The 13721-nt window shown below is 56.9% G+C and carries 15 protein-coding genes and 2 pseudogenes; 2 read left to right on the plus strand and 15 right to left on the minus strand.

Features of this window, described 5'->3' with window-relative positions:
• Positions 1-414 (plus strand): annotated as a pseudogene (locus I8N66_RS31520) (hypothetical protein); the annotation flags it as partial.
• A gap of 25 nt (positions 415-439) precedes the next feature.
• Here the strand turns inward: I8N66_RS31520 and I8N66_RS31525 are convergent.
• Together I8N66_RS31525 and I8N66_RS31530 are read right to left on the minus strand one after the other, a co-directional pair.
• Positions 440-1038, minus strand: a pseudogene (locus I8N66_RS31525) (DUF433 domain-containing protein).
• 258 nt (positions 1039-1296) lie between these two features.
• The gene (locus I8N66_RS31530; protein WP_291162594.1) at positions 1297-1506 is read right to left on the minus strand and encodes a helix-turn-helix transcriptional regulator; all 210 of its coding nucleotides are present in this window, start codon (positions 1504-1506) and stop codon (positions 1297-1299) included.
• Between the two features lie 174 nt (positions 1507-1680).
• On the opposite strand from I8N66_RS31530, the gene I8N66_RS31535 reads away from it, so the two are divergent.
• The gene (locus I8N66_RS31535) at positions 1681-2049 is read left to right on the plus strand and encodes a transcriptional repressor TraM (protein WP_291162597.1); all 369 of its coding nucleotides are present in this window, start codon (positions 1681-1683) and stop codon (positions 2047-2049) included.
• Here the strand turns inward: I8N66_RS31535 and I8N66_RS31540 are convergent.
• The 13 genes from I8N66_RS31540 to traI all read right to left on the minus strand — a co-directional run bounded on the left by I8N66_RS31540 (position 2002) and on the right by traI (position 13109).
• Positions 2002-2706, minus strand: coding sequence for an autoinducer binding domain-containing protein (locus I8N66_RS31540; protein ID WP_291162600.1), 705 nt, complete (start codon positions 2704-2706; stop codon positions 2002-2004). The genes I8N66_RS31535 and I8N66_RS31540 overlap by 48 nt on opposite strands.
• Before the next feature lie 302 nt (positions 2707-3008).
• Positions 3009-4292: an IncP-type conjugal transfer protein TrbI gene (gene trbI / locus I8N66_RS31545; protein ID WP_291162603.1), complete on the minus strand. Its 1284-nt coding sequence runs from the start codon at positions 4290-4292 to the stop codon at positions 3009-3011.
• 10 nt (positions 4293-4302) lie between these two features.
• Positions 4303-4740 carry a conjugal transfer protein TrbH gene (trbH, locus tag I8N66_RS31550; protein WP_291162631.1) on the minus strand — a complete coding sequence of 146 codons (438 nt, stop codon included), beginning with the start codon at positions 4738-4740 and terminating at the stop codon, positions 4303-4305.
• Between the two features lie 2 nt (positions 4741-4742).
• Positions 4743-5555 carry a P-type conjugative transfer protein TrbG gene (trbG, locus tag I8N66_RS31555; protein WP_113535867.1) on the minus strand — a complete coding sequence of 271 codons (813 nt, stop codon included), beginning with the start codon at positions 5553-5555 and terminating at the stop codon, positions 4743-4745.
• Between the two features lie 10 nt (positions 5556-5565).
• Positions 5566-6228, minus strand: a complete 663-nt coding sequence (locus I8N66_RS31560; protein ID WP_113535866.1) for a conjugal transfer protein TrbF — start codon at positions 6226-6228, stop codon at positions 5566-5568.
• Between the two features lie 17 nt (positions 6229-6245).
• The gene (trbL, locus tag I8N66_RS31565; RefSeq protein ID WP_291162608.1) at positions 6246-7427 is read right to left on the minus strand and encodes a P-type conjugative transfer protein TrbL; all 1182 of its coding nucleotides are present in this window, start codon (positions 7425-7427) and stop codon (positions 6246-6248) included.
• Positions 7428-7432: 5 nt separating this feature from the next.
• Entirely contained in the window at positions 7433-7609 is a 177-nt protein-coding gene (gene trbK, locus I8N66_RS31570) for an entry exclusion protein TrbK (RefSeq protein WP_113535864.1), read from the minus strand.
• Positions 7603-8406 (minus strand): P-type conjugative transfer protein TrbJ, encoded by an 804-nt coding sequence (gene trbJ / locus I8N66_RS31575; RefSeq protein ID WP_291162612.1) that lies wholly within the window; start codon positions 8404-8406, stop codon positions 7603-7605. The genes trbK and trbJ overlap by 7 nt, the downstream gene beginning before the upstream one ends.
• Entirely contained in the window at positions 8378-10834 is a 2457-nt protein-coding gene (locus tag I8N66_RS31580) for a conjugal transfer protein TrbE (RefSeq protein ID WP_291162615.1), read from the minus strand. Before I8N66_RS31580 ends, trbJ begins: the two co-directional genes overlap by 29 nt.
• 4 nt (positions 10835-10838) lie before the next feature.
• Complete coding sequence (locus tag I8N66_RS31585; protein ID WP_291162618.1) at positions 10839-11138, minus strand: conjugal transfer protein TrbD; 300 nt, start codon at positions 11136-11138, stop codon at positions 10839-10841.
• Complete coding sequence (locus I8N66_RS31590; RefSeq protein WP_291162621.1) at positions 11131-11505, minus strand: TrbC/VirB2 family protein; 375 nt, start codon at positions 11503-11505, stop codon at positions 11131-11133. Before I8N66_RS31590 ends, I8N66_RS31585 begins: the two co-directional genes overlap by 8 nt.
• The gene (gene trbB, locus I8N66_RS31595) at positions 11495-12472 is read right to left on the minus strand and encodes a P-type conjugative transfer ATPase TrbB (RefSeq protein ID WP_291162624.1); all 978 of its coding nucleotides are present in this window, start codon (positions 12470-12472) and stop codon (positions 11495-11497) included. Before trbB ends, I8N66_RS31590 begins: the two co-directional genes overlap by 11 nt.
• A 10-nt stretch (positions 12473-12482) precedes the next feature.
• Positions 12483-13109 carry an acyl-homoserine-lactone synthase TraI gene (traI, locus tag I8N66_RS31600; protein WP_291162628.1) on the minus strand — a complete coding sequence of 209 codons (627 nt, stop codon included), beginning with the start codon at positions 13107-13109 and terminating at the stop codon, positions 12483-12485.
• Positions 13110-13721: the final 612 nt, after the last annotated feature.

Consider the following 13721-nt stretch of genomic DNA (forward strand, 5'->3'; position numbering starts at 1 on the left):
AGGTGGCTCACTTCTCGGTGGAAAAACCGGCTCAGTTCTGCGCGGAAACCAACACCCGCGGACCTGAAGGCAGAGATCGTTGACCCTTGCGAGAACCTTCGTAACGGAACCGCGATGTTTGCCAAGATATTGAGGATTGTTACCAAGTGGTACGGCAATCCTACAAGCAAAGACGTCTTTCCGCAGATTTTCGAAGATGCGGTCTACGCGTGGAAGACCGGGGAGTTCGAAGGCGTGCGCGTGTTTCAGGCGGAAGACCCGGGAGGGCCAGTCGCTTCGCCGCAGCAAAGCAACATGCCTTCAGTCGATGATCAAGGCGCAGCAGTGGCGACGCCTGAAAAACAAACGCAGGCGAATGAAGATGTTGAACGCGCCGGAATTCGCATTGATCTCTCCCACATCGGTGGAGATTGACCGTCATTGCGGAAGTGTTGCCGCCCTAGGCTTTCCGGGAACCAGTTTTAAGCGGCAAACGCTTCACCGATTTTACCGTCAGACCCTCTTTGGCCGCCCTCTAGCCGGGTGAGCTGCCGTCCAGATTTCGGCAAGCTCCACCATACGTGCTGTAACGGACGGATAGCCCTCGACGATTTCCTCGGTGCTGGCGCCTTGCCGTTTCATGGCAACGATCATTCGCACGGGAACTCGAGTGCCTTTGAAATCCGGCTCGCTGCCCGCGACGCCTTTGACAGTCTGGGTCTTTTGCTCTGCTTCCCGGAGTGCCTCTGCGCGGGCGGCCAGATGCTCTTTGGCCCGGGCCACATCGACAATCAGATAGTCGTCTGCTCGCACCGTATCGGCATTAGGATTCGCATCGATCGTGTCGAACAAGCGTTTGCGGCGCTCGGCCGACAGGATCGAGCCCACGCCGTACCAAAGCTTCAGACGTAGAAGATCCCCATCGGACAGTTCTCGTCCCTCGCGCCCGAAACGGGCCTCGATGATCCGTTTGTCTATTGCATTGTGTACCGACTTTACAGCAACTTGACTAAGAGCTGCGGCTTCGGCGGGCGCATAGGCTCGTGCTGCTGCTGCCATAATTATTCTCCTTGCGGAGAATATATAATGCAAGTGGCGCCAACCGTAGGACCGATTTCACTTTTCGGTCCTCCGTGGGCCCAAAACTACTCACGTTCGAATGCGGATAGAATGCTTGAAGCGGCCTGGGACGGGGCGTTGGCTTTCACATCCAGTGAAAACATCAACGGCAATGCGGCCGCCATCCTGAAAACAGGAGACTGACAACCTAAAATCAAAAGCGAGGCGCTCTCTCAACCACCTACTGAGCTACGGATGCTAGCGTTTGGCCAAAAGTTCCCTCGGGTCCACATCCAATACTGCGGAAATTTGACCTAGCACCGTGACGGTGGCAGAAGTCTTTGCCCTTTCGATATCCCCGATATGTCGAACGCTCAGGCCAGTACGATGGGCCAGTTCTTCCTGCGTCAGTTTTTTGCCATGACGTATTCGACGCAAGTTCACCGCCATGACCTCCTTGAGATCCATCGCATGAGCGGAACTCCACTCGGCACTATGGTGCCAGGAACTATAGTTCCGATTCGACAAGGCATGTGCTATCACGACGCCTGTCGATCATCCCCTTGTTACGATTTCGTAGGGTAGTGATATTCGGCAAACCGTTACGAGATTGCGGGACGTTGCAAGGCGCGGGATAAGCAGATGGAAGACGCTGAATTCTCTAAGGACAAGGGAGCGGACGGCACATCACGATACGGCTCGATGGGGATGGCTGAATTGGAGATGTTGGCAGTGTCAGCGATCCGCGAACATCGCGTGCTTCTCGCGGCGGATCAGGCCGTCTACGAAGAGTGGCTGCACGCAAGCGACGATCCCTCGATCTCCAGCGCGGTGCTCCAGACCCTCCAGGATGAATACCTCGCACGGCAAAAAAAATCCGAGGCCCAGCAAGCGGAGCTCTCGGAAATTCTCGACGCGCTCGGTTTCGTGCCTGATGTTCGTTTCGACGACGACGAGCAGGCCTCAGACGAGGTGCCGATCTTTGGCAATGGCGTAGAGGTGAGTAACTGAATCCGCATCGAGCTTGCCACGAGCTTGATCAAGATAATGCTGCACAGTCCGTGCCTTGATCCCCGTAATAATGGCGATTTCCTCAACCGTCTTTCCCTTTGATGCCCACATAAGGCAGTACATTTCACGGGGCGAGAGCGACCGCTTGGGATTCATTGCTGTCTTCGCCGCAACTGCTCTCAGTTGATAGTGGACGGTGATCAGCAATTGAAGCGCCGTTTTCGAGTCGAGTGCTCCTGCAATGCTGGCTTTCTGTTCCGGCGACGCGAATGTCAGCATCAGCGCAGATCCATAACTGCCCTCAACGCGGATAGTGACACCGGATCGAATTCCATGATCGATTGCCTCGTCGCGAAAGCGCCGCAGGTCCGATCGTCCTCGCACTGGCCAGTCGTCCGCGGTCCACTGAAACATCTCCCGCATCCGTCTTGCTTCAATCACAACGGGGTCCAAGGCGGAGTATCCGCTCTTGAGGTAGTCGCGTTGCCATGGTCCAGGGTACGAATTGAAGGTCTTGACCTGAAACCCGTCGGTTTGAAGATATGCGAACTGTTCATATCCATGGGAACGGGCATAGCGTTTGAGAGCACTCTTTATCATTTGCTCATCAGGCGCGGCTTCCAGCCTGTCGATGAACGAGCGAAGGTGTTCACTCACGTTTATCTCTCCTCTTGATCCGGCGTTACCCTTTAAACACGGTCAATCGTCGCGCTACCGACCTTCTGGTCATGGGAAAGCGCGCATGGAAATTACTCGCGATAATTAAAGCAACTTGTGGTAGATTAATGTGAAATTGCTCCTCCTAACCGTGTTTACTATTTCTACCGAAGGAAATCCATCTTTCAAGGCACCTACCGTAAATTGCGGGCATTGCGAAGAGGCTGGATGATCCAGTTGTGGTCGCAGGGCCACACACAATGCAATCACTTGGCCGAAAGCTCCTCTCAGGGAACAGCCAACTACCCCCGATACGCGGATGGAAAAATGATATCCTGGTCGACGAGAAGGTTGAACTTGTAGCCCGGCCGAATACGGATCGTTGGCTGGACATTGAGGGTTTTCGAGATTGTTTGTTCGGCAACACGGCCAAATGTTTCCGCAAAATTCCGGCGCGCGGCGTCTGAGGCCGTATCTTGTGTCGCACGCGTCGAGCTCTCCGGCATCGACATATCGATTCCGGTTCCAATAAGAGCGATCAGCGCGGCCGAACCGAACGTCCTTAAGAGGTGCCGGTCGACCTTGTCGCTAAAGCCTCCGTATCCTTCGGCATCGGTGCCCGCCATTCCCCCGATTTGCAGCGTTGATCCATTTGGAAAGATGAGATCGGTCCAAACGACGAGGACACGTTCCTGGCCGAAGGAAACCTTTGAATCGTAGCGGCCGAAGAGTTTCGTTCCCTGAGGAACGAGCAGCCGGTGGCCGGTTGCGCTGTCGTAGACGTTTTGACTGACCTGCGCGATGATCCGGCCTGGTAGATCGGAGTTCAGCCCAGTAATTAAGGTGGCGGGAATGACCGAGCCGCGCTTTAGTTCGAATAATGACAGCTGCGGGACGACCTGGTTCGGCAAGTAACCAAGATCTTTGATGTCCTGGTTGAAGAAGTCTTCTTTCGAAGACTGACCGTTCGGGTCGCCTTTCTGGCCCATGAGTCCGGCATTGAGCGCAGTCGCGTAGAGATCTGACGCATTGCTTGCGGCAGTGGTGGCCCCAGTGTCCGTGGCCCTTGAATTGTTAGAAATACCTTCAATATCCGCGATGTTCACCTTCAATGGCGAGTCATGGGCAGAGACGCCCGCCTGAAGCCGTGCCATGCGCTGACGCTGCGCTTCGCGGAGGAATTGCTCGTCTTGCTCACGTTTGAGCCGGGCTTTCCATTCATCCTCGGTGTCGAAATGCGGACGTTGTGCGATCGGACTGGTTTCAGGGATAGGATCCTTATGGGGTTCGCTTTGAACGAGCGCCGGGACCGGCTGAAAAACGTCCGGTTTTTCGGGTTCTCCGATGATGCCATCCGAAACACCGCGTTTGAGATGCTCGCCAAAGCTCGTCGCCGGAATACTCGCCGCGCCACGTAGCTCGTCGCTGCGGTTGAAGGAAAGTCCTCTCCATGAAAGGCCGAGAACCACGATGCCGAAGAAGAGCATGGTCACCACGATCGCGATTATAATCGGGAGACGATTGAGGCGGCGCATTCCTCGCTGATCATCATTGCTGGACGTGCCAAGCTGAAGGGATTGGACCATTATCTCCTCCTCAGTTGTGTCGCATGACCGAAAGCGGGCTGGCGGGCGTCGCGCCGTTTGCGGTTGGCATATAGGCTCGGGCAAGTGCGATCGAGGGGGTCGTCAGGCGGGCGAGAATCTGGTCGTCAAAAACGTCAACCGAATAGGCAAGCTCAAGGAGTTCGGCTTTTCTGATGGGCGTGTTTCCCGACGCAACCGTGTAACCCCATCCCTGCAAGGCGGCTTCCAACGCGGTCGCGTGCTGAGTTTCGCCTTTATCGAACTTGATGGTCGTCGTTCCCGGTGAGCCGACCTGTTCGGCAAACCGGCCTGCCATATCACCGGCGATTGCACTGGCAGCCGGCCCGGTGACAGCGCTCGAAGAAGAGTTCGTGGAGAGCGCTTCACCCCCGGTCTGGCAAGCTGATAGAAGTGCGACTGTGAGAAATGAAATGGGCAAACTGCGCATTGTCAGCCCCTTCTTCGGATGATGATTTTCTGCTGGCGCCAACCCGCACCCGAAACGAGCACTGCCTTGTCGATTGCATAGTCGACAACCATCATGTCGTTTTTCATCCGGTAGTTGACGATGCGGTTCTGGCCTCCGCTGACAACGAAGAGAACGGGGGCGTCCTGACCCGCGATGGAGCGAGGAAACTGAATGTAGGTCTTGGTTCCATCGGAGTAGACACGCTTCGGCTTCCACGGCGCGCGACCGCCTATAGAATAAGAAAAGCTCAAGGCTTCCGCCCTTGTTCCGGCGAGGCTACCGGTTTCCAGGCGGGCGTTGATATCGGCCAATCTGGTCGAGGCGTCCTCCGGGTATTCGAAGCCCACCCTCGCCATATACTGGCTTGGATGGGATTTAAGCTGGATGTGATAAGTTCGCCGCGATGTCGTCACGACCATCGAAGTCACGAGACCGGGCTCGGATGGCTTGACGATCAAATGAATTGCTTGCCCGCCTGCCGCTCCTGATGTCGCGGGTTCGATCTTCCAGCGTACGGTGTCGCCGACCAGGACATCGCGAACAATCTCGCCCCCCTGCAGTTCAATGTCGCAGACCTGCAACGGTGAGCAGACGACGGAAGGCTGGATCTCGCCAAACAGAAATATGACTTTGCCATCGGGCCCCTTTGTGACAAGCCCTGACGAACCCCGCCATTTTCCAGAAATGCTGGTGCCTTTGGCCTCGTTCTTGGTCATGCTCTGAGCCTGCGCTGACCAGGCGAATACGAGTGCAGCCATGCAGCTCGCAGCCGCGTTCAACACTGTTTTGTCCATTTGGATGTCCTTAGAGCTGTGCGGTCCAGTCGAAGTCCTGGATATAGAGGCCAATCGGATTGAGGCGGATGATCGCCTCGTCCTGCGGCGCGGTTAACGCGACCGTTGCGATGCCACGGAACCGTCGGGTGCCGGTTTCCTTGCCCTTGCGGTCGCGCTCATACTCCGTCCAGTCCATTTGGTAGGTCTGGTTCGAGATCGCGACAATGTTATTGACCTCGATTGCAACCGTCGTTGTCTTCGCCTTTTCGAAGGGGGAATTGCCGCGGTACCAGGAGTTGATCTTTTGAGTCGACGGATCTGCTGTGCGTACAAGCGCATAGGTGCGATCGATGTATTGCTTCTGAACGACCGCGTCCGGCGAGATGCTGCGGAAGCTGGTCACGAAGTTGCCGAGCATTGCGCGCACTACACGCGCGTCGGCATACTCGATCTGCTCGGGGAAGCCCGCGGCCACTGGGGTTCCGAGCTTGTCTACCTCGACGAGGTAGGGCACCAACTTGACCTGCGTGCTCAAATACATCGCATAACTGAAGCCGATGATAGCCATGATGAGACTGAGAATGCCTACAATCCGCCAGGCTGCGGCGGCCTGAACGTAGGATCCATAGCGCTCGGACCATTCCTGGCGAGCGGCAAGGTAAGGGTTTTCGGGGACGCGGTTTGCAGCCATTTGTCGATCCCTTTGGATTATGATTGTTCGTTTCGCTCAGTGAGGGGCTTATGTGCCTTTCCACGACCGCGCCCCTCATCCAATTTTGCATTAGCCAAACCCAGCAGCGAGCCCGCGTAGGCACCGGGCGATCCGATCGCCTTCTCCTTGGCGGCAGACCCGGCCGCTGTTGCTCCAGAACCGAGTGCTGATCCTATACCGCGGAGCGCTGAGCCGGCGATCGATGAACCTGCAGCGCGGGCGGACTGGGCCGCTGCAGTACCGGCGCCAACCGAGCTGGTTACCAGCGATGCTGCACCGGCAGCGAACGAAGCAGCCTGACTGCCGTGCCGTATCGTTTCCATGCCGCCGGTCACAGAAGCACCCTGAACGACGCCTTGTAAGATGTTCGGGACGTACATCGCGATGACAAAGACGACGACTGCTATCCCGGCAATCGCAAGCGCGGTCTGGAACTGGTCACCCACGTCCGGCTCATTCGCGAGCCCAATGAGAACCTCGGATCCAATACGCGAGATCATCACCAGCCCCATCAGTTTCATGCCGACCGAGAAGGCGTAGACTATATATCTCACCGCGAAGTCCTTGGTGAAGGAAGAACCGCCAAGACCCAACATGACCATCCCGGCGAGCAGCCCGACGTACATTTCTACCATCACGGAGACGAAGATTGCTGCAACGAGGGAGAATGCGATAACGGTCACGACCATGGCAAAAGCCGCTGCGATCGCCAGTGCGTTGTCCTCGAAAAGACCAAATTGTACCTTTTCCGACATCTTCGTCGCGACGGCTAGCCCGGAGTTGAACACGTCTGCCGGTGAGGCCGTGCCTCCTCCGGCGCCTATCTGGAAAAGGCTATCGACAACTGCCTTCGCGAACGTTGGCCCCTGCTCAAGTACGAATGCAAAGAATCCGACAAACATGATGCGCCGGACAAGTGCGCTAAACCAGCCGTCCAGCGATGCGGCTTGCAAGGCAAGCCAGACTGCTGCGATGCCGATTTCGATCGTCGCCAGGATCCAGAACAGGGATCTTGCGGCATTCATCACTGTTGCTTCCCAACCTTTGGCAGCCGTAATGATCTGGTTTTGCAGGGATGTAAGAACCGAGCCTTCCTGAGCCAGTGCTGGATACGCGGAAAACAAAATAATGGCGGCAATTAGTGCGACCGCCCGGACGTTCGGAGGTAGGTTTGACATCATAGTCACCACTCAATCTTCATCTTCTCACCACCTGATGTGGGATAGTCCTGCGATGTGCCGAAGAATTTTGCGCGCGCCTCCTGAGCAGCATGTTTTTCTGAGATGAAAACCCAGACACTTGCGCTGGCAATCGGGATAATCGCGGCTATCGAGATCAGAATGATTTTTGGTTTCACCATTCCACCTTCATCTTTTCGCCACCGGATGTGGATGGCGCGGTCGCTTTGAAAAACTCCTGCCGACGTGCCTGCGCTAGATCCTTCTCGGTCTGCTCCGACTGGAGCCAAGTGCTCATCAGCGTCATCTGTTGCGAGACGAGACCGCGCAGCTTCTGCATCTGGCTAACTTGCTGGGTAGCGATTTGATGCCCGACTTGCAGCGCCTTCATTTGCCCGTCGGCGGATTGCGACATCGATCGGAGCTCGTTCATGGTGCCCTCCTCCGTGTCGAATTGATCGGCCGTGAGGCTCGCTGCTCTCAAGGTGCCGGCGATGGTGTCGCGATTTGTGTCTGACCATGACTGGTAGGTCGAAGAGAAACTCTCCCCGCTCGGCAGGTTGGTTTTCAGATCCGCGTAGCTTCTGAAGCGTTGCTGCAGGACGTCATCGGCGTTGCCCATAGAGAACGCGATACTCTGACCCTTGTCGACGATGCTGCGGAGCTTGTTCAGGTCGCGCTCGACTTCGCCCCAAATGTGCTTTGGCAACTGCGCCGTGTTCTGGAGCATGTTGTCATAGATCTTCAGCTGGTTTTGAATCTGCTCGGCCAACTGGCTGATCTGAGTAAGCTGGTTGTCGACCTGCAGACCATTGCTCTTGAGGAGATCGACGAGCTGAGCATTGTTGGCGAGCTGGGTCCACTCGGTGGCGACACCCGTCGCGGAACCGGCACGTGCTGACAGCGGCGCGCAGGTGAGGAGAGCGCAGGCAACCAGGCCTGCCAGTGTCCTATTCGATTTTGAGCAACGATGCGGCATCGTGGACCCCTCTTGTTTCGAGCCAACGGATCGGCCACTCCCGGCCATGATTTGATCTCAGCATGCGAATGCGCTTGAGGTCGTCTTTCCCGGACGCCCCGACGAAGCTCAGTGCAACGGGACCCAACGCCATATCGAACAGGCGGCGGCCCTCGGGCGTAGCAACGTAGTATTCGCGCTTGGGCAGAGCCGTCGAAACGATTTCGATCTGCCGGTCATTGAAGCCGATCCGCTCGTAGAACTCCCGCGTGCCGGACTCGCGCGCGGCGCCGTTCGGCAGGCAAATCTTGGTTGGACAAGATTCTTTCAGCACGTCGATAATGCCCGAGCGCTCGGCATCGGAGATGGACTGGGTCGCGAGCACGACTGCGCAGTTTGCCTTTCGCAGCACCTTCAGCCATTCGCGGATTTTGCCGCGGAACACGGGATGGCCCAACATCAGCCAGGCTTCGTCCAGCACGATCAGACTTGGCGAACCGTCGAGCCGCTTCTCAATCCTTCGAAACAGATAGGTCAGCACTGGAACGAGATTGCGCTCGCCGAGATTCATGAGGTGCTCAATTTCGAAGCATTGGAAGGACCGAAGCGTCAGGCCGTCCTCTTCGGCGTCCAGCAACTGGCCCAACGGGCCGTCGATTGTGTAGTGATGAAGCGCATCTTTGATATCACGCATCTGTACGCCGCTGACGAAGTCCGAGAGCGATCGCCCGACTGCTGTCGACATCAAACCGATTTGGCGGGAGATGGCGTTTCGGTGGTCAGGCGTGATCGTTACGCCCTGCAGGGAGATAAGCATTTCGATCCACTCACTCGCCCAGGCACGATCGCCATCGGTTGAAAGCTCAAATAGCGGGCAGAACGCCAACAACTTCCCCTCTTGTCCTTGGTCACCGCCGATCTCGTAATGGTCGCCGCCGGCCGCCAGCGTGAGCGGCAGGAGTGAGTTGCCTTTGTCGAAAGCGAAGATCTGGGAGAACTCGTAGCGCCTGAACTGCGCTGCAATCAGCGCCAGCAACGTCGACTTTCCAGAGCCGGTGGGGCCGAAGATGAGGGTATGGCCGACATCGTCGACATGCAGGTTCAACCGGAACGGCGTCGAGCCACTTGCCACCTGCATCAAGGGCGGAGAACTGGCTGGAAAATAAGGGCAAGGGGCAATCGGGCTTCCTGACCAAACCGAGTTGAGTGGGACCAGATCCGCGAGGTTGCTGGTATTGATCAGTGGCTCTCGAACGTTGCAGTACCAGTTGCCTGGAAGACTGCCGAGATAGGCATCTGTGGCGTTAAGCGTTTCGATCCTTGCACCGAAGCCTTCAGCCTGTATCAACCGGCGGACCGTCTCGGTTTTCTCCTGTAGTCGTCCCCGGTCTTCTTCGAAAAGGATGACGACCGGCGTGTAGTATCCGTAAGCGACCAGCTGTGACGATGCCTGGGCAATCGCGTCTTCAGTCTCGGCAACCATGGTCATTGCGTCTTGATCGAGGGATCGGCTCTGTGTCTGAAACAACTGATCGAAGAAGGGCCGAACTTTCTGCTGCCACTTCTTGCGGGTCCGCTCGAGCTTCTGACGCGCCTCTTGCGCGTCGAGGAAGATGAAACGTGACGACCAGCGATAGCTGAGGGGCAACAAGTCAAGGCGATTGAGAATTCCCGGCCAGCTTTCGGCGGGAAGCCCGTCGATGGCTACGATGCCGAGATACCGGTTTTCGACCTTTGGGGTCAGTCCATGCTGAAGTTCAGCCGTTGCAATCCAGTCGAGATAAAGGGGCACGTCCGGCAGTCGGATCGGATGGTTCTCGCCTGTGATGCAAAACCGAGCGAACTGAAGAAGCTCGTCATAGCGGCCGATCCGTCCAATTTGCCCCTCGTCGACCAAACGCGTTTCCATCCGCCGGATCGAAAGAGTGTTCGCAAAGTATTGTTCGAGCTCGCGAATAGCGTTCTGGAAGGTGAGAAGCGCGGTATCAGCATACGTTTCCCGGCGGCTTTCGCTATCCGAGTAGACGTATTTGCTGAGACCCACCTTGTGGGATTCGGCGGGACGGTGCGTGAGAATGAGAGCGTGCTTGCTCTCGAAGTGGCCCTGTTCCCGTCCGAAATGCTGCCGACGTTCGGTATCGATCGCGCGTGTCACGGGGTCGGGAAAATGACACCGATCTTCTGAAGGGTAGTCGACCGTCGGTATGCGAATGGCTTCGACCTGTATCATCCAACCGCTGCCAAGCCGCGAGAGGATAATGTTGATCTGCCGCGAAAGTTCGTTTCGCTCGAGGTCAGTGGCACTTTCGCAGTCAGGCCCGGCGAAATACCAGCCGGCCATCAGGCTCCCATCTTTCAAGAGGAGCACGCCATTATCAACCAGACCTGCGTAGGGAACGAGGTCGGCGAAGGACGGACCTTTCGCCCGAAGGTGTTTGAGAGCGACCATCGGTTCAGTACTGCCGCCACGGGGAGCTGGTCGCTCTGTAGTAGGGTTTGTAGGAAATATGCCGCAGATAGACCTGTCGTATCAGCGGATCGGATTTCGCCATCAAGCGGAGTATTCCGATGATCGCGAACCATAAGGCCGTACCGAAGAGGACCGAGTAAGGCGTGAGCACGACAAAGATCAATATGACTGCGGCCAGGCCTGTGATGAGCACCAGTTCCCTGTCGGCGCCCATCAGGAGGTTCGGGCGCGACAGGGCGCGGTGAATGCGATTGCGCTGAAGACGGGACAGATGCTCAGCCACGGGCGCACTCCCCTTCTGCAACCAGCGTCGTTGCTTGCGGTTCGGACAAACCGATGGAAGCTCCGGTCGCGCCGAAAAGAGCCACGATTTGCGTTGCTCCTAGCAAAACGCCAGCGACGAGAACCACGTACATCAGACGTCGCGCGAAATCGTTCAGCTCACCGCCGAAGATCAGCATTCCGCCGGCGATTGCGACCGCCGCGAGAGCGATGTAACCGGCGACGGGACCCGTGATGGACTCTTGAATCCGCTCGAGCGGTCCCTCCCAAGGCAGGCTGCCGCCGGAACTGGCCAATGCAGGCACTGTGGTCGCGAATAAAACCGTCGCTGCAATGAGTCCGGGCAGAGCCCTGTTTTTACGCGACATTCAGCGCCTCCTGTTCTTCTGTCAGTCTTTCAGATTCGATCTGGTATTCGCCGTTCACGAAGCGCTCGACATGGATGACATCTCGAACGCGGCGGCCGCGGGATGTGCGCTCGATGGAGACGATGAGATCGACCGCCTCGCCGATCACTTCCTGCATCGGCTGTTGGCTTGCCTCCGCAGTCAGTTGCTCAAGACGCCGCAAGGCGGATGTCGCCGTGTTTGAATGAATTGTCGCGACCCCTCCGGGGTGACCGGTATTCCACGCTTTGAGAAGGGTAAGGGCCGCTCCGTCGCGAACCTCTCCCACGACGATGCGGTCAGGTCGCAGGCGCATGGTACTTTTTAGCAGTCGCGCCATATCGATCGTGTCACTGGTGTGGAGGAGAACCGCGTTGTCGGCGGCGCACTGGATCTCGGCGGTGTCCTCAAGGATCAGAAGCCGATCTGTAGGCGCTCTTTTGACGACTTCATCGATCACAGCATTGGCGAGCGTCGTCTTGCCTGAGCCTGTCCCACCGGAAATGACGATGTTAAGACGAGCCCCTATCGCGCTGCGGATGATGGAAGCCTGACCTTCCGTCATTACGCCGGTCCGCACGTAGTCGTCCAAAGGGATCAAACACGACGCACGCCGGCGGATGGTGAACGCAGGTTTTGCCACGACCGGTGGCAGCAAGCCCTCAAACCGATGGCCTCCGATCGGAAGCTCACCGGAAATGATGGGTTGGCCCGTGTCGACCTCCGACTGGAGGGCGTGGGCAACCGTGCCGATAATCATCTCTGCCGCGGCGGAGGACATCTCGCCGGCGGGGGCAACAGCATGCCCGAGGCGTTCGATGAAGAGCTTCCCGTCCGGATTGAGCATGATTTCGACGACCTTCGCGTCTTCAAGGGCGGCGCAGAGCTGATCTCCGAGAGCTTCCTGCAGTTTGCGCACAAGTCGAGGATGGGATCTAAGCTGGTTCACTGGCTTTTCCCTACGCTGCTCGGTCAAAAGGGAGAGAGATATTGGACCGGTAGTTGGCAGGGCGGAGTTTCAGAAATGTCCCTTGGTTTGCAGACAGAATGCCCGCCACAGCCATTGTCACGCCGATCTTCTTGGGCTCACCAAGACGCTGAAGAGGCCAATCGACACGGGCGAGAATCCTTTCGAACCGAAGGTCCGTGACAGTGACGATTTCGGTAAAGCCGTTTGCGAGACACCATTCAAGGATGCCCGCGAACATGGTGAGCGTTGCCTCGTGAACGGAGCCCGCTCCACGCCCCTCTTCAATTGATGTGTCCACGCAGAAGCGCGAACTCTCGATCATCCTCGGATGGGAGTTGAGACGTCCGTCCGGAAGGAGTGAAGGGAAAACCTGGGTCAACATGGTCGGACCCTGCGCCGGAAGAAGACGTGCACAACCTATTAGTTGACCGGTGTCTGCGACCGCAAAAATGTACGTCGGAGGAATTGCGTCGAAGCGATCCGATTCTTGGTCGCCGGTAGCAGCAACTTTCCAACCCAGCCGATCGCGGAATATGCGGGCACGCAGTCGATGGTGGCTGTGGAGAAGCTGTGTCTCTTCGCTGTTTCCCGGCCTCGATATGGCGAAAATCTGCATGATCTTTCTCCGTCGCGTGTTGATCGGTGAAAAATCAGCATGAATCGAAGAGATCCGGTAGTTGCAGGATTCTACAGGGTTTCGCGAGAAACGGGAGCTGAAATCAATGGAATAATGGGGTCCCCTAGCATCCGCGCGTTTCGCGGGTTGGAAAATCGCCTTGTCGTCGCCTTGTTTGCGAATGCAATCACCGGCGAGGAAATCGCGATCGTGGTCTCGACATCGTTCTCGGCAGTTGAGGACCCGGCTTAAGTGCACCGCTTTCCCAACAGCTGGCCCCTTCGTTCGGATTGGGCAAATCGGGAAACCGGACTTAGGCCTGGTGCAGTCACGCAAAGGTCCTAGCTTTGGGCCGACACTTTACTGTCGAAAACAAGATAGAATGTCCCTAAGCTGGCTACAGCGACAAACGCCCTTGCAAGAGACTTGCTCATGATACCACCCTTCATCGACGCGATTGCGTGCAGACCCGGCAGGTTTCGTAACTTCGTTCCGCGTTATACAGTCATATATCGGATAGTATAAGAGATGACAAGCGCACTCAATGCACATTTGCAGAGCCAGCTATTTTCCGCCTACGCCTTGCACGAGGTTCTCGACAAACCAATCGAA

The organism is Ensifer sp. SSB1 (assembly GCF_016652895.1).
Classification (GTDB): domain Bacteria; phylum Pseudomonadota; class Alphaproteobacteria; order Rhizobiales; family Rhizobiaceae; genus Ensifer.